Source organism: Steroidobacteraceae bacterium (genome assembly GCA_041395505.1).
GTDB lineage: Bacteria > Pseudomonadota > Gammaproteobacteria > Steroidobacterales > Steroidobacteraceae > JAWLAG01.
On the sequence record JAWLAG010000001.1, the window covers coordinates 1,165,742 to 1,182,598 of the forward strand.

Below are 16,857 nucleotides of genomic sequence, written 5' to 3' on the forward strand. Positions count from 1 at the left end.
ACGTTCAATGCACCGACATACGGGTGGCGACGCGTTTGAGAAGGCGCGGCAGTCTGTGCGCTCGCTCAAACTATTGATCTGGCAACCAATTGCTGGAATAAGAAGGTAATATTCCAAGTGGGCGCATTTACCGCCGTGGTGTGATGGCCCGATGTGAGAGATTCCGCCTGCCGTGCTCCCGACCAACCTGAGCTTCGAATTCCTCAGAGACCAAGTCGTTGGCGCTGACTCTACCTTCCATACGCCCTTCGGCGAACGGACGATGGTCTATTGCGATTACACCGCGTCCGGTCGTTGCCTTCATTTCATCGAGAATTACCTGCTCGGCGTGCAGCGAAACTATGCCAATACGCATACCGAGGATGACGTCACAGGTCGGAACATGACCCGTCTGCTGCACGAGGCGGAAGCGGTCATCAAGCAATCTGTCAATGCGGGCCCGGACGGCCGAATCGTTGCGGTCGGAACCGGCGCTTCCGGCGCGATCGACAAGGCGCAGCAGATTCTTGGTATCGCCTGCCCGCCGGCGACCCACCAGCGCATACGCGATATGCTCGATGAGTGCCTCGACGAGGAGGGTTGCCGATGTTTCGATGATCACCTGCGTAACCAGTCGCCTGTGGTCTTCGTCGGGCCATACGAACATCACTCGAACGAGATCTCCTGGCGCCAGGGAATCGCGACAGTGGTCGAAGTGGATCTGGCCGCGGATGGTGGCGTGGATCTTGCGCATCTCGAGAGTCTTTTGAAAGCGCCCGAGTATTTGGGTCGTCCCCGAATCGGCTCGTTCTCGGCGGCGTCAAATGTCAGCGGCATGCGGACACCGGTTCACGACATCGCTCGATTGCTGCATCGACACGACGCAATCGCGTGCTTCGACTTCGCCGCCTGCGCGCCGTACGTGCCGATCGACATGAATCCGCCGAATACGGGCGAGGGCGACGCTTCGCTCGATGCAATCTTCATTTCACCGCACAAGTTTCTGGGCGGGCCGGGGTCGAGCGGGATCCTCGTGTTCAACCGCCGGATTTACCCCGTCGACCTGCCACCGACGGTCGCGGCAGGGGGTACCGTTGATTATGTCGGGCCTGATGACCAGGATTTCATCCGCGACATCGAAGAGCGGGAAAAGGCCGGGACGCCGGGCGTCATGCAAACCATCAAAGCGGCGCTTGCATTTCAGGTCAAGGACGCGCTCGGCACAGAGCGCATCGCAGGACGTGAGCACGAATTGCTTGCGCGCGCCATGAAGCATTGGGCGGCGGAGCCACATCTCGAGATTCTCGGCAATCCCGATCCCGCGCGTCGTATTGGTATTGTCTCGTTCAACGCACGGGACCCGCGCGGACGTTACCTGCATCCAAAGTTCGTGACGGCACTGTTGAATGACCTGTTCGGTATTCAATCGCGCGCTGGTTGCTCCTGCGCAGGTCCCTACGGTCATCGACTGCTGGACATTGACCTCGAGCGATCCCAGCGCTACCGCGAGTGCGTCGGCGCCGGTCATAGCGGGCTGAAGCCAGGCTGGTGCAGGGTGGGTTTCCATTTCACCATGGACGAAGTGGACGCGGACTATGTCATTGATGCGGTCTGCTTTCTCGGTCGCCATGGCTACAAATTTCTGCCTCTCTACAATTTCGACCTGCACACCGGCGCTTGGACACACAAGAACGAGTGCTCAAACTTCGATTCGTTGTCTTTGGAGCAGGCTCTGAATACACCGACAGTCCAGAAAACGGCGATGTCGGCAGACCGACGCAAGCGCCTGTACTGTTCCTATCTGCAGGAAGCGCATGCGCAAGCGGAGCACCTGGGCGACCCTGCCGGTCACGAGAAGCGTTTTGAGGGTGAATTGGGAGAATTGCAGTTCTTCGTGCTGGATAGACGCTCCGTCAGCTGACACAACTTTTCGAACCTTGCAATGGCTGTCTGTTATCTCGAGGCGATATATAGTGTGGGAAAGCGACGGACTAACCGCTTCGCCCGAGCTCGGCGTCGCGCCACCGATACCCCGACTGTCGCATCGCGTTAACGACGCAGTGGGTACAGATTTGGAATTTAACCCCGAGTTGAGTGTGAATCGGGCGCATACGAATAACGCACTTGCGTTGGTTCGAACCCTGGCAGGCCGGCCGGAAATCGAATCTTGTTCTCGATGGGCTCCACAAAGATCTCGCTTCCCTATTTCGCAAGGCTATTGCTGCGACCAGTTGCAGCCGACTCATTGCATGGATGATTTGGATTTCCGGGTTCAGCGGACTCACAATGGCGGGGTCCGTGATTCGATACATTGACGCCGCCAATTTGCGGCGAGTTCTGTTCGCCGCAATCAGGGTAGAGCTCGTGGACTTCGGCTCTTCAGTCTTGACTTGGAAACGTAAGCGAATCGGCCAAGCGAAAAGAGCTGTCAGATGGAATTATACGAAACCAGCGTCCTGTTCAATATTTTCTTGGGGATTCCAAAATTGGTGCCAGCATGCCTGCATTCCTTGTTCCCAATTTTGACCTGACGCACTGGCGTGGCGACCTTTTCGGCGGCGTTACTGCCGCAGTCGTCGCGTTGCCGCTTGCGCTCGCCTTTGGCGTCGCGGCCGGGGCTGGCCCGGTGGCGGGTCTCTACGGAGCCATATTCGTTGGATTCTTCGCCGCTCTGTTCGGTGGTACGCCCACGCAGATTTCCGGGCCGACGGGACCGATGACAGTCGTGAGCGCAGCCATATTCGTGCAGTTCCATGACCAACCCGCGGCGGCTTTCACCGTGGTGATGTTGGCAGGGCTGCTGCAAGTCCTGCTAGGCATGCTCCGATTCGGCCGATTGATCAACCTGGTTCCCTACCCTGTGACCTCCGGCTTCATGAGTGGCATTGGGGTGATCATCATCTGCATGCAGCTCGAGCCCTTGCTCGGACACGCTGTATCGCGAAATGCGGTCGCGGCGCTTGCACACCTTGGCGATGACCTGCGCCATCCTGTCGGGTCTGCGGTCATTGTCGGCACCGTTGCGTTCATCGTCTCGATGTTTCTGCCGAAGTCCATCGGGCGCATCGTACCGGCGACTTTGCTCGCTCTATTGGTCGGAACACTGCTTGGGCTCTTTTACTTTCACGATGCACCACAACTTGGCGCCATACCGAGCGCACTGCCCAGCTTGCACATTCCAGTAGTGCCGTTCGCGCAATTGCGCGACGTCGTGCTGTCGGCTGCGGTGCTAGCGATTCTAGGCTCGATTGACAGCTTGCTGACATCATTGGTAGCAGACAATGCCACGCGAACCTTTCACGACTCCGATCGTGAGCTGGTCGGCCAGGGTATCGGCAATTTTCTAGCGGGACTCGGAGGCGGCCTGCCCGGTGCCGGCGCGACCATCCGCACGTTGGTCAATATTCGCTCCGGTGGACGGACGGCGCTCGCCGGAATGACCCATGCCCTGGTATTGCTGCTGTTGGTACTTGGCCTTGCGCCGCTGGTCGCGCACGTGCCGCATGCCGTCCTCGCTGGCATTCTCCTCAAGGTCGGGATCGATGTGATCGACTGGCCTTTCCTGCGACGAATGCCGCGCCTGCCACGCAGCGCGACCGCCTGCATGTTGGTGGTCCTCGTCCTCACGGTGGTCATCGATGTCATCACTGCTGTGGCCGTTGGTCTTGTCATGGCGAGTCTGTTGTTCATCAAGGAGCTGGCCGATGTGCAAGCCGGTGCGATCCGGGCACTGACGAATGCACCTCAGGAAGGCGGAATACTGACGGACGCCGAAGCTGCGCAGCTCGCCGAGGGCGCCGGGCGCATCCAGTTGCTGCACTTGGCGGGCCCGATGAGTTTTGGCGCTGCCACCGAAATGATGCGCCGCATCTCCAATGCCATGCAGGTGCGTGTTCTGATCGTCGACATGACGGACGTACCGCTTCTCGATGCAAGCGCTGCGCTCGCGATCGAGAGCATTATTGCGCAGGCGGCCCAAAGCGGTCAGCGCGTCGCGCTTTGCGGTTTGCGCCCGCGCGTCGCGGCTGTCATCGACCGACTCGGAGCGGGGGTCCTGGCAGATGCGCCACGATTTGGCGCGCGTGCCGAAGCGCTCGACTTTGCATTGGCGGCGGCCAACTAGAGCGGAAGCGGCTCTTGCCGTACAAGCTCGCAACGCTGCAAAGTTTCTCGAATGTCCGCCGTGGTTCAACGCAGCCATCCCAGCCGAGATGCACGTGGCGATTCCGATCGAGTGCCCGATACACCATGTCATTGAGATCCTGCGGCTCGGTAAGTGCGCCAAGCGCTGACATCGATTCGACGAAAACCATGGAGACGACTCTCGGAATTGCGCAAAGGCTGATCAGCGGAAGCCGCAGGACTCGTAGTGCTCGATTTGCGCATCGTAATCGAGACTGCGGCGCAGTACTTCGTGCATGCCTTCGCCACGTACTGACCTGCGGTGCGATCGTGCAGTCAATCTGGTCGCGGGCTGCGCAGGTGCTGGCGCACTCAGCGCGTCAAGGCAATTTAAACCACTACCCGTGGCCGAATCGTTGAGTATTCGACGTCGCGCCGTGTGCGCGTTTTGCCTGGGAATTCGATGCAGCCGGAGAGACTCCCGAGTCACCGCTGGCGACGTTTCGCTGGCATGTTCCTTTGCTTGCTCGTGGGATTGCATGGGCGTGTGTTGCTGGCGCAGGGCGCACCGTCGACCGCGGTTTCTCCGCAAGTTGTTGGTCCAACCAAGCAACCTGCTGCCGCTTCAGGGCTGTCAGCGCGTCCGCCTCCTGTTGTCGAATCCTGGATGCCCGGGAAATTCGCGATTCAGGGAGATCGTATCCGGGTTTTCGGGACTTTCGTGCCCCGCGAGCTGAGCGCCTGGTTCGCAGTCTCCAAGGTTCCATTGCGTGTGGTTGGCCAGTCCGGATGGCCTGACAGTGGTACGCCTGGCCACGAAAACGTCTATTGGGTCGATTTGCAGGTACCCGCTGACTATGTAACCAGCGGAGAATCTGTTGTCGGTCGTCACGGTACCACTGGTCGCAGCGCAGTGATGATCGATGCGCTGAAAGTACTGAAGCGACCGCGTGTCAAGAGCTGGCGAATCATTGGCGATCCCGTCGTCCACATTTTGAGCGACTATCGCGGCGAGCCCGCGACGCGAATCGAAATTGATATGCTTGATTTCGATCCCGATCTGGCGCGCGAGCAATTCATCGGTCGTCTGCTCGATTTCGCTGCTTGTGCGGGGGACGAACCAGAACCGGGATATGACGTGGTGGTTACACCCTCCCGGCTTACTTTTGACGTTACTTTTCGCCGACCCTACGCGGGGCGCACGTGCCCGATCGTACTCTTCCCGTACGGCGGAAGGTCATCCTTTCCGACGCGTCGCGCATCAATGAACGCTGGCTCAGTGAGGCTGCCGGCCCTGGCAAGCTACACGATCGACAATACATCGGATCTGCTCAGGTACACGACAGCATCTGGAAAACGACTGCAGGCCGGCGCAAGCAAGGGTTTGGTGCCATGTCAACTTGCGTCGATCGGTAGCGCCGGAACTTTCCCGACGGGTGTCGTATTGGAAGGCGGGGATCTGACATTTCAGCTGCGAAACGGTCTTCTGGCCGAACAGTGCACCTTCACCACGACACCAGCGCTCGAGGTGCGCGACGGCTGGCTTGTGGCGGACGTGGTCTGGCAATTTACACGTTCACCGGTCTGCGGTGCGCAGGAATACGGCCAACAGCAACCAAGTCATCAGCTCGTGACTTCACTCAGCGACGAGCGCTTTCTTATTCCGGTCACGTTCGACGCCTGGTGCAGGGTCAACGAAGCGGATCCCGCGCGCAACGGTTACTTGTACGAAGCCCGGCTTGCCCGCGTGGAATTAGTCGGGCCGCCCGGGCAAACCTGGCAAAACGCTTTCAAGTAATTGTGAGTAGTTCGTTCATGAAATTCAAAGTTCCGCCGCTCCTGAAGTTCACTGTCGCCGCGGCATTATTTGTCGGACACCCTGGACATGCAGGTGAGACGTTGCCGCTCCAGCGCAAGCCGCTCCTCGGTGTACCCGCCCCAGCAATACCCGAGCTCGAATTCGCCGCGACAACGACGCACTTCGTGCCCGTCTTGGTCGCACCCAACGGCTCCTTACCGGCGAGCGATTTCCAGGTCGTGACCACTGGGGGAACGGCACCGATACGATTTTCCATCGCAGGTGCCAATGCATCTCTTTTCCAATTCGTCACGGCCAACACCGGCATCCAGGTTACGCAGTCACAAGCGCAGGCTGCGGGGCAGCTTCTCGAGGCGCGGATCAATCCGCAGTCGGCAGGCGTTCAGACCAGGGTGATACGTTTCATTGGTCGAACGCCTGCGAAAACCGTGCCGACGGCAATCAGTGCAATGATTATCGCCACTGATGCCCTCGGAAAGTCCGCCACGATGGAAATACCGGTTCACCCCTATGCACCACGCGTGGCGCCGGTCAGTTTCAATCGAACAGCCAATCAGACGTCGCAATTTCGACTGACGGTGCTCGGACTCGGCGCGGCATCTGTCGCACGCCTTGAGAAGGTTGGAAGCGCCTGCAACTACAGCGAGAATCCACGTATTGTTTATCCGGCCCAATCGGTACAGGGCGGTAGCGTAACCTTCGCGAGGACAGCCAGTTTTCGTAGCGCGATAGACACCTGCAGCGGCCTGACTGCAACACTTTCCGTTCGCTTTCCAGGGTCCGCGGATTTTGGAGCTCCGGTCACGGTTTCGGTGCCACCATTTGGATTTGCGCCGCGCCAGCGATACGTGTTCGAGGACACCTGGGAGCTACGAAACCTGTTCAGTTTTTCCCTTGCCGCAGGTCACATAGGTACCTGTGGAGGAAATTCGCTCGGATTCAATGGGACGCACGCTGTTGGTATAGTTCAATCGTCGAACGACATAGCGTTCAAAATTCGCAGCGGCCCGCTCGGAACAGAATGTGATTTCACTTCAGCAGCGAAACGATTGCCCGATGGATTTGTCCTTGCCGAGCTCGACTTCGTTCGAACCGAAGGGCCAAATGACTCTCCGACCAATGTAACCATGATGGAGCCGCGGCGATATTGCGGTATTGGAGGCTACGGAGGCACGGCAGGTGCACCAGTGAAATTTGATTTCTCGCGCGGTAAGCACGTCCTGGCGTCGGTAGACAACGCGGACGTAAGAGAGAGCGAATTCGTTCTCGAAGGGTGGGACCGGCCCTTGTCAACTCCCGATGATGTGACCTTCGACGTCGGTTCGGATCTTAACTACGCCGTCATGTTGCAGCCTTGGTATCTCAAACTCAAATGCGTCATCACGCCCAGTAATTCCGAATTCATCACCGTGCGTCTCAACCGCGTGGTTTTCACCGGACCGCCGGGGGTGTCATTTCCCTGATTTGACTGCTGGTGATCGTCGGCTCGGACCTGCGCCTTGGCTTGGTCGCCTTCGCTCCGCTCTTGTCATCGCGCTCGCGCTGGCGGTCGTTCAATCGACACGCCTGTTGCACCTTCATGACAGGCGTCTCTCGGCCAGCGTTGCCAGCAAGGATGCCCCGGCGACCAGGACGTCATCATTAAAATCGAATTCAGGGTCGTGTAACGAGGCACGGTGCGATGCGGAGCCCTGGCCGAGCCAGACATAGGCGCCTGGTACCTTGCGCAGCATGAACGCAAAATCTTCGGAAGTGGCTGCCGGTGCGTCCGCGCGCAGAGCTTGGCCGAAGAGTGCGCGGCCAGCCTCGAGTACATGCTCGGCGCATTGCGGATCATTGATCACGGGCGGGTAGTAGCGGACATAGTCCACGACCGCCGTGCAACCCGAGGCTTTCGTCGCCGCCGCCACCAGCTCACGCAGCGCAGCTTCGAGCGTGTCCTGTACTTGCGGATCGAAGCTGCGTACGGTGCCGGTGATTTCAACCTTCGAGGGCAGTACATTGTGTGAATTGCCGCCTTGAATGCGGGTGATCGACAGCACCGCTGGTGCACTCGGGTCGATGCGCCGCGCAACCAGGGTGTGCGCGCCGGTCACGATCTGTGCCGCGCAGAGAATCGTGTCCGTAGCCAGGTGCGGTAGCGCGGCATGCCCGCCGGTGCCCGTAATCTGGATGTCGAAGCGGTCGGCGGCTGCCATGATCGGGCCGGCTCGGGTTGCGACCGTTCCTGCAGGTAGCGCGGGCCAATTGTGCAAGGCGTACACCTCTGCGCACGGAAATCGCTCGAAGAGACCATCATCGATCATCGCCTGCGCACCGGCTTTGCCTTCCTCCGCCGGCTGAAAAATCAGATTTACGCGACCATTGAAGCGGCGCGTATCCGCAAGATAACGGGCTGCACCCAACAACATCGCCGTATGGCCGTCGTGTCCGCAGGCATGCATGACGCCCGGATGCACGCTCGAATAGCTGGCGCCTGTGGCCTCCTGGATGGGCAGGGCGTCCATGTCCGCGCGCAATCCGATCGCACGCGTGGCGCTACCCGCCGTAATTACGCCGACCAGTCCGGTACCACCGATACGCTCGTGCACTTCGATGCCCCAGGAGCGCAAGCGTTCGGCGACCACGCCTGCGGTGCGGCGCTCTTCATAGGCAAGCTCAGGGTGACGATGTAGGTCGCGTCTGACGCGGCGCATGTCCTCAGCCAGTGCCGTCATGCTCGTTATGAGCGCAGTGTTCATCCCATGGGCTCCCGGTGCTTTACCAGCCTGCAGCAGGCGGGCGTGTTACTGGCATTCTATGCTGATTCGACCTCGAGAATCGGCATTGGTACAGATCGCGAAGTCCCGGAATGGGGAAAATGGGTGTCGTGTCTGTGTTGCAGTAGGCAATTGCCGTGCGAAATGGGGCGATGATCGATGACAGTCGCGCATGAGGATCACTTCTATATAGATGGCAAGTGGCAGCCGGCCAGTACGGCCGAGCGCGCACCGATTGTCAATCCTGCGACCGAGCAGGTCATAGCCGAGGTGGCGCTTGGCAGCGCCGCGGATGTTGGCCAGGCGGTGGCCGCCGCCGCGCGCGCCTTCGCGACCTATTCGCAGTCACCCGTTGAAGAGCGCGCCCGGTTGCTCGATCGTGTTTTTGCACTCATCAATCAACGCGCCGAGTTGTTCGTCAATACCATGGTCGCGGAAATGGGTGTTGCGATCAGCTACGCGCGCACAGCCCAGTTGCACTTTGGTGTCGAACACATCCGGGTGGCTGCTGAGGTCGCACGGCAGTACGAGTTCCTGCGGTATCAAGGCACGACTGCCGTGGTTCGCGAACCGATAGGTGTATGCGGCTTGATCACCCCCTGGAACTGGCCGCTCTACCAGGTAACCGTGAAAGTCGCACCGGCCATCGCCGCGGGTTGCACGATGGTGCTGAAGCCTAGCGAGCTCGCACCATTGACCGCAAATCTTTTCGCGCAGGTGCTGCATGATGCCGGTACGCCGCCAGGTGTATTCAACCTGGTCAACGGTTCGGGCGATACGGTTGGCGCAGCGCTCGCGGCACATCCGCAAGTCGACATGGTTTCGATTACGGGTTCGACCCGCGCTGGTGCGCTGGTGGCGCAGGCCGCCGCACCCACCATCAAGAGGGTTGTACAGGAACTTGGGGGCAAATCGCCCAATGTGTTTCTCGATGACGCCGATTTTGGTGCGGGAGTTGCCAAAGGCGTCGCCGCGGCGTTTCGTAATGTTGGGCAATCATGCAGTGCACCGACGCGCATGCTCGTCCCGACGGCGAGGCTGGCCGAAGTCGAGGCGCTTGCCGTCGCGGCTGCTGCCGGAATTCGCGTTGGAGATCCGACGCTTGTTTCCACCGCGCTCGGGCCCATCGCCAATGCGGCGCAATACCGACGCGTTCAGGCATTGATTGCGGCCGGTATTGACGAGGGCGCTCGCCTTCTTTGCGGCGGCCCAGGGCATCCGCCAGACATGGATCGGGGCTATTTCGCGCGGCCGACGATCTTTTCCGATGTGACAACCGAGATGCGAATTGCGCGCGAGGAAATCTTCGGTCCCGTACTTTCCATCATGCCGTATCGCGATGAGGACGATGCCGTGCGCATCGCGAACTCGACGACCTACGGCCTTGGCGCGCAAGTGCAATCCGGAGATTTGGAGCGCGCACGCCGCATCGCGGCGCGCATCCGCTCCGGGCAGGTACATATCAACTATCCGGACTGGGACCCCTACGCACCCTTCGGTGGCTACCGACAATCCGGCAATGGCCGCGAATTCGGTGTGCACGGGTTGGAAGAATATCTCGAGACCAAGGCCATACTCGGCTACCGCTGAGTTCAGAAATCGGCGACTTTTCCCCAGGCGGACTTGTCCAGGCGGCCCGGATGCAGCGGACGCGGGTCGATGAAGGGTTCGCGACCGGTGACGAGGTCCGCGACCAGGTGTCCCGCGCCTGGTGCAATTCCGAATCCATGTCCGCTGAATCCCGCCGCCAGGACGAATCCCCGAAGTCTTGGCAGTTCACCGATACCAGGTACGCCATCGGGTGTTGTATCGACATAGCCTGCCCAGGATGCGGTCACCGGCAGGCCGTGCAAGGGCGGCAATAATTTCAGCGCGCGTTCGTGCGTCAGGTCGATCGCGCTCTGGTCCGGCACGGGATCCAGAATGCGCATGTGTTCCATGGGTGTCGCGCGGTCGATTGGCCAGCGCGACCAGCGTTCGTGACCCGCACGAATTCCAGCTAAGCCGCCCGGCGCGAGATTGCGCCAGCGCCTCGCGAACATGGGCATGAACTGCGTGCTGAATCGCAGCAGTTGCGGCGTCGGATCCACTCGTCCACGCCCGCTGATCGACAGCGTATAGCCGCCGTCATGGCGGCGGGTAATGGACACGAGGCTCGTATGCAACGCTGACGGAAGTCCTTCGGCGCCAGGCGCAACGGCAATGGCCGTCTGTCGCACCGTAGCCTGCGGAAATCGAACGCCCATTTGGTGACAGAACGACGACGCCCAGGCTCCCGCTGCGAGAATCGCAACACTGGACTTGATGACCCCGTGCTCGGTGACGACCGCTGCGACACGGCCCCCGGCGGTCTCGATACCGCGCGCAGCGCAGCACTGAACAACGACGCCGCCCAGGCGCATGACAGCGCGCGCCACGGCGGGAGCGGCACAGGATGGATCGGCCGTCCCATCGGTCGGCGCATGTACGCCACCGCGCCAACTCTTGCCCGTGAATCGCCCGCGCTCGCTGGCTTGCACCGAGCTCAACATGTGCGTGGTAACGCCGATGCCCTGTGCGAATTTGCACCAGTTCGACCAGGTCGCAAGTTCGCGTTCATCGTCGCTGAGATACAGTAGTCCGCAACGCTGAAAGCCGGTTTCCTCGCCGCTCTCGAGTGCAAATTGTTCCCAGAGCTCAAGGCTCCTGGTCGCCATGGGCAGTTCGCGAGCATCACGGTTCTGCTGGCGGCACCAACCCCAGTTGCGGCTCGATTGCTCGGCTCCGATGCGTCCCTTTTCCAGTAGCACCACCTTCATGCCGCGTTGACAGAGGTAATAGGCGGTGAACACGCCGATGATGCCACCGCCAATGATCACAGCATCGGCGGATTCCGGTAGTTTCGTGGTCGATTCGATGGACTGAAGAGGTGCTGACATGACTGGCTGATTTTCAGTGAACCAGATCCTGATAGCGGTAGTAGGCTCCAACCAATGGGAGGAACCACGGCCGGCCAAAGTAGCCCGGTATCGGCGGCCAGTCGAAATCGCGCCATGGATTGAGATCGGCTTTGCCGTCGAGTACATCAGCCATGATCGCGCCCATGTAAGTCGACATCTGGGTTCCGTGGCCGCTATACCCCATGGAATAGAAGAGGCCATTGCGCTCGCCAGCGCGCGGCAGGCGGTCGCGTGTCATGTCCACCATGCCGCCCCAGCAGTAGTCAATTCTTGCATCGGTCAATTCCGGAAAAACGCGGATCATGGACTCGCGCAGAATCACCCCGCTTTTCGCATCGGAGACCTGGTTGCTCATGGCAAACCTCGCGCGTCCGCCGAACAATAGTCGATTGTCCGGGCTCACCCGAAAATAGCAGACGAAATTGCGGGTATCGGTCGTCATGCGTCGTCGCGGCGTCAGCCGGTCGAGCAAATCAACCGGTAGCGGCTCGGTAGCGATGATGAATGCTCCTATGGGCACCATGCGCCTGCGGAACCAGCGCAGTGGCCCTACGGAGGATGTGCCCGTTGCAAGCAGCACTTGCCTTGCGCGTATCGAACCATTGGCCGTACGCACCTCGTAAGCCTGTCCGGAAAGCCTGCGCAGCCCGGTGAGCGGGCAGTGCTGATAGATGAGCGCGCCACGGCGCGCAGCCGCCTGCGCCAGGCCGCGACCGAAGCGACCCATATGCATGCCAGCGCTTTTTCCGAACACCATGCCGCCGAAATAGGCATCCGAACCAATCTCGCTGCGAAGGTCGGAGCGCGGCACCATGTAAGTGTCCGGGTCGGCGTGCTGGGCCAACAGTGCCTGGGCACGGACCAGTTTGTCGTAATGGTCCGGTTTGGCTGCCAGCTTGAGTTTGCCGACGCGCTTGAAATCGCAGTCGAGGGCCTCTTCAGCGACAATCGCTTCTACTTTGTCGACCGCTCGGTCAAAAGCCCGGTAAAGCGTCGTCGCGCGCTCGAGCCCGTATTGCGAAGACATCGAGAAGAAATCCTGGGCAAAGCCGTTGTTGCACATGCCGCCATTGCGACCCGAGGCTGCGCCCACGACGACATCGGCTTCGAGCACGGTCACTTTCGCGCCTTTCTTCGCAAGCGCGAGCGCTGCCGAGAGGCCTGTGAAACCGGCGCCGATGACGACGACATCTGCATCGCCCGACGGCGAACCCTCCGCCGCCATGGTGAAGGGCGGTGCTGTTTCGAGCCAATACGAAGCCAGTTTCATGTCAGTGCGTCAACGAGTGTCATGGGCATTATCGCCAAATTACCAACCGCGCATCCGGGGCCAGACCGCCATGACCTTTCGACTGCCAGTGCGCACTACATGATAGTGCTCGTGCTGTGCGCTGGTCGCGCAGGCGTGATTGGGTAGTATGCGCAGCCGCGTTCCAATGACCAGTTCGGGCAGCCGCGCATCGCTGTCGGCGCGCACGGCGATGATGCCGTGTTCCTGGCTGGCATCCGCGACGATCAGATCATCGAGCGGATGACCGTCGAGGTCGCAGACCAGTCCGTAGCCCTGGTCCACGGCATGATTGGCGGTGCCGCGATCGCGCGATAGCGCCATCCAGCCTGCGTCGATCAGGAGCCAGCCTTTTTCCGGCCGGTGACCAATCACGGTGGCCAGTACGGAAATCGCGATGTCATCGATACGGCAAACGCCGATGCCATTCATGACAAGATCGAAAAATACATACACTCCCGCGCGCACTTCGGTAACGCCGGCAAGGTTACGGGCAAAATGAGCGGTAGGCGTTGAGCCGACACTGACCGTTGGTGCCGGGTGGCCGGCGTTGCGCAGGCGCTCGGCCGCGCGTACGGCGGCGGCACGCTCGGCTTGCGCCGCAGCGACCAGTCCGTGCTCATCGCGACACTGATAGGACTCGCCCGCGTGGCACAGTACACCGCGAAGCTCCAGGTTGGCGGCGCGCAAGACTTCCGCGATTGCCAGCAGGCGCGGATCGTCCGGGACTACCCCGCCGCGATGTCCGTCGCAATCGATCTCGATCAATACCGCTGGCATCGCGGGACCGTGCTGCGCCGCTGCAGCCAATGCCTGGGCCTGTTCAAGTGTATCGATCAGCACGCCAATATTCAGACCGCGGGCCACGAGCGACCGAATTCGGCCGAGCTTTTCGGGAGCAAGGCCAACCGCGTAGGTTATGTCGGTGATTCCACAGTCGGCGAAATACTCCGCTTCCCTGATGGTCGAGACCGTGATCGGACCCTGTTCACCTGCAAACATTCGCCGCGTGACATCGATTGACTTGGCTGTCTTGACGTGCGGACGCAAAATGACGCCTAGCGCCGTCAGGCGATTCGCCAGCCTGCCGATATTGCGGTCCAATTTGTCCGCGTCCAGCACCAGAGCTGGTGTTTGGATGGTCTCGAGCATTGTCTAGACCAAAGACAGACCGCAGCGATTCGCTGGCGTCACAGGTATCTGAGCCACGCGAGATCCCTACGACGTGCTTTCAGTCGCGCGAACCAGGCGGTGGGGTAGTACAACGGCACCAGCAGCGCCAGGTACCAGACCCACACCCAACCGAGACTATCGACGCCATAGACGGCGCCGTGATTCGGGCCCCAAATCAGGTAGGCGCCATGATAGAGAGCGCGCAGTGCGTAGATGTGAAATACGTAGAAGAACAAGGGTGCCGCACCAAATACCGCGAGTACCTGAATCCACTTCGAGTGCTCCGAGCGCTCGAACAGCGCGAGCAGAATGGCGCCGAGTCCAAGCGTTGCCAGGAGGAACAACAGCGACGGCGGGTATTTGGTCAAGGCCAGGAAACTCATCACCGTGCGCAAGGTATCACCCGTATGTACCCAGGGCTTGTCACCGTAGCCATTGAGCGCCCGTAACAGGATGAACGCGACCAGCATGGTAATTCCAATCAAGATGAGGCGGCGCTGCCGCCCGGCCGCATCGATCTGTCGGTCAAACCAGGGGCCAACGCAAAAACCAAGCGCAATGACACCAATCCACGCCAGTACCGGATAGCTCGTGCGGGCCACGGCGCCAAAGGGCAGGGCGATCAGGTCACGTTGGTGCAACATTGCCCAGGGCACATAAAAGGCATCATCCGGTGACAGTCGAATACCATCCAGCAGGTTGTGGCCGCAGACGATTGCCAGTCCGAGCGCAACCAGTGCGCCTCGCGGCAAATACATCAGGACAGCAAGGGCGATCATTGCCACGCCAATGCACCAGATCACCTGCAACCAGATGGTCGGCGGCCACTTGGTCGTCCAGGCCAGGGTCATCAGCGTGACATCGAGCACCATCAGAAAGAGACCGCGTTTGACCAGATACAGTACGGTGTCCTTGCGACTGTGGTTGACACTATATAGATAGGCCCCGGTACCGGTCAGGAAGACGAAGACTGGCGCACAGATTGTGCTGGTCAGGCGCGTGAAGAAAAGCCCCGGATCCACGGTCATTGCATCGACAGGGTCAGAGACTTGCCAGTGCAGGAACCAGTTCTCGCGCACGTGATCGAGCAACATGACGACCATGACGAAGCCGCGTAGCGCGTCAATGCTTTGCAGACGATGCCGAATGGCGCTCTGCGATCGGGCACTTGCGTCCGCAATTAACAATTCGGGTGTCACAGTAGCCGTCATACCGGCCATGGCGGCTCGCTCCCACTGCGCCAGAATACCGTGGCCACTATTTGACAATGACATTTGCAGCAGAACATTGCGTCTTTTGCTGCGCGTTTAAGTTTTTCTGCGGTAGGTGATCCCGTTACACGCAGGACAGAGGCAGGCGCTGTTCGGTTTGCTTGCTACAGTGAGCCTCGGCCATAGGTCAGCATGCGCCACAAATACTCCATTGGGCCGAAACGATGATGGCGTAACCACAGCACGCTGAGTGGCACCTGGACCAAAAAGAACAACCCGAATGCCAGCGCCAGCTCCGTCACCGGCGTGGCTTTTCCCCAGTACCCCATGCCCCAATGGTAGAAGATGGTTGTGCACAACACGGTTTGCAGCAGGTAGTTGGTGAGCGGAAGACGGCCCGCCGCGGCGAGCGGCTTGAGCAGGTCTTGCCAGCGGGCCGAATGCGCCATACGCGCGATGGTGCTCACATAGAAAAGCATGATGCCGACGCGGGCCAGACCATAGCAGATCCGATAGGCGACCCAGACCAAGGATGGCTGTTTCGGATCCAGGGCGCTCTCGGCAACTGTCGCCATTCCAGCGGTAGCGAGCCCGATTGCGAGAGACCACCACTGCAGGCGGCGGATTGCGCCAACGTGGTCGTGATAGTTCTGCAGCCAGCGCCAGCGCCCCGCAAGTAGCCCAATCAGCATGGTCGTGCCAAACACGAAGAACCACATCAGCGTCATGCTCCATGCGGTTGGGTTGATGTAAAACGCTGCGAATTGCCGCGTACTCTCAATGACCGATGCGCCATAGCTGCCTTGTCCAAAGGCAATCTGGCGACCTCTTTCGATTCCGTCGAGAAAATCGACGCGCTGCTGGTTCGCCGCTGGGGATGCGAGCAGGAGCAACGCGAGACTACGCAGGCCAGGCATACTCAGGCTGATCGCAATGAGCATGAAGATCGTACGATCTGAAAAGCCGCGTATTGCGAGCAGTACGAGGCCAAGTACCGCGTAGACATGCAGTACATCGCCGGGCCACAACAGGCAGCCATGCAACACCCCAAAAATGAACAGGACGAGCAGCCTGCGCAGGTAGATCTTGGTTGCGCCGGCGGAATTGCTCCGCTGCAGACGGTCGAGTTGAATGGTAAAGCCGAGGGCAAAAAGAAAGCTGAACAGGCTGTTGAATTTGCCGTCGAAGAACAGACTGCGCACAGTGTCGGCGATGCGGTCCGCCAAAGGCCATGCCGCCTGCGTATCGCCGCCGAAAAAACGAGGCGCACCGGAGAAATCCGGCAGATTCATGACCAGGATACCGAGCAACGCAAAACCGCGAATTACATCGAGCGCAAAAAGCCGCTCGCCCGGGGCGAGGGGTGCGCCGACCGGTTCCCGCCGGTCCAGTGTATTGCCCGACATGGGTCAGAGTTCACGCAAAGTCCAGGTCGAAGTCAAGCGCTGCCAAGCGACATCGCTTAAGTACAGTTTGTGAGATCGAACGCCCACCGATACTTGCGAGGTTCGCCCTCCGGGGCCAAAGTAGCCGGACAGTCATCGCGTCGCGGTGCATTCAGGAGTTG

The 16,857-nt window shown here is 60.1% G+C and carries 11 protein-coding genes; 5 read left to right on the forward strand and 6 right to left on the reverse strand.

What is annotated here, in order from left to right:
- The first annotated feature begins 172 nt into the window (after positions 1 to 172).
- The 4 genes from R3E77_05380 to R3E77_05395 all read left to right on the forward strand — a co-directional run bounded on the left by R3E77_05380 (position 173) and on the right by R3E77_05395 (position 7,383).
- The gene (locus R3E77_05380; protein ID MEZ5498849.1) at positions 173 to 1,900 is read left to right on the forward strand and encodes an aminotransferase class V-fold PLP-dependent enzyme; all 1,728 of its coding nucleotides are present in this window, start codon (positions 173 to 175) and stop codon (positions 1,898 to 1,900) included.
- A 576-nt stretch (positions 1,901 to 2,476) separates the two neighbouring features.
- On the forward strand, positions 2,477 to 4,102 hold the full coding sequence (locus R3E77_05385; GenBank protein ID MEZ5498850.1) for a SulP family inorganic anion transporter: 1,626 nt from the start codon (positions 2,477 to 2,479) through the stop codon (positions 4,100 to 4,102).
- A gap of 546 nt (positions 4,103 to 4,648) precedes the next feature.
- Positions 4,649 to 5,899 carry a hypothetical protein gene (locus R3E77_05390; GenBank protein ID MEZ5498851.1) on the forward strand — a complete coding sequence of 417 codons (1,251 nt, stop codon included), beginning with the start codon at positions 4,649 to 4,651 and terminating at the stop codon, positions 5,897 to 5,899.
- Positions 5,785 to 7,383: a hypothetical protein gene (locus R3E77_05395; protein MEZ5498852.1), complete on the forward strand. Its 1,599-nt coding sequence runs from the start codon at positions 5,785 to 5,787 to the stop codon at positions 7,381 to 7,383. The genes R3E77_05390 and R3E77_05395 overlap by 115 nt, the downstream gene beginning before the upstream one ends.
- A gap of 114 nt (positions 7,384 to 7,497) precedes the next feature.
- On the opposite strand, the gene R3E77_05400 is transcribed toward R3E77_05395, so the two are convergent.
- The gene (locus R3E77_05400; protein ID MEZ5498853.1) at positions 7,498 to 8,661 is read right to left on the reverse strand and encodes a M20 aminoacylase family protein; all 1,164 of its coding nucleotides are present in this window, start codon (positions 8,659 to 8,661) and stop codon (positions 7,498 to 7,500) included.
- 177 nt (positions 8,662 to 8,838) lie between these two features.
- Between R3E77_05400 and R3E77_05405 the strand changes: the two genes are divergently transcribed.
- Entirely contained in the window at positions 8,839 to 10,269 is a 1,431-nt protein-coding gene (locus R3E77_05405; protein ID MEZ5498854.1) for an aldehyde dehydrogenase family protein, read from the forward strand.
- A gap of 2 nt (positions 10,270 to 10,271) precedes the next feature.
- Here the strand turns inward: R3E77_05405 and R3E77_05410 are convergent, their stop codons facing one another.
- From R3E77_05410 to R3E77_05430, 5 genes are all read right to left on the reverse strand, one after another.
- The gene (locus R3E77_05410) at positions 10,272 to 11,597 is read right to left on the reverse strand and encodes an FAD-binding oxidoreductase (GenBank protein MEZ5498855.1); all 1,326 of its coding nucleotides are present in this window, start codon (positions 11,595 to 11,597) and stop codon (positions 10,272 to 10,274) included.
- Between the two features lie 13 nt (positions 11,598 to 11,610).
- Complete coding sequence (locus R3E77_05415) at positions 11,611 to 12,888, reverse strand: FAD-binding oxidoreductase (protein MEZ5498856.1); 1,278 nt, start codon at positions 12,886 to 12,888, stop codon at positions 11,611 to 11,613.
- 39 nt (positions 12,889 to 12,927) lie between these two features.
- Complete coding sequence (locus tag R3E77_05420) at positions 12,928 to 14,058, reverse strand: alanine racemase (protein MEZ5498857.1); 1,131 nt, start codon at positions 14,056 to 14,058, stop codon at positions 12,928 to 12,930.
- A 38-nt stretch (positions 14,059 to 14,096) separates the two neighbouring features.
- Positions 14,097 to 15,353, reverse strand: coding sequence for a heparan-alpha-glucosaminide N-acetyltransferase domain-containing protein (locus tag R3E77_05425; GenBank protein ID MEZ5498858.1), 1,257 nt, complete (start codon positions 15,351 to 15,353; stop codon positions 14,097 to 14,099).
- A 101-nt stretch (positions 15,354 to 15,454) separates the two neighbouring features.
- Positions 15,455 to 16,696, reverse strand: a complete 1,242-nt coding sequence (locus R3E77_05430) for a DUF418 domain-containing protein (GenBank protein ID MEZ5498859.1) — start codon at positions 16,694 to 16,696, stop codon at positions 15,455 to 15,457.
- Positions 16,697 to 16,857: the final 161 nt, after the last annotated feature.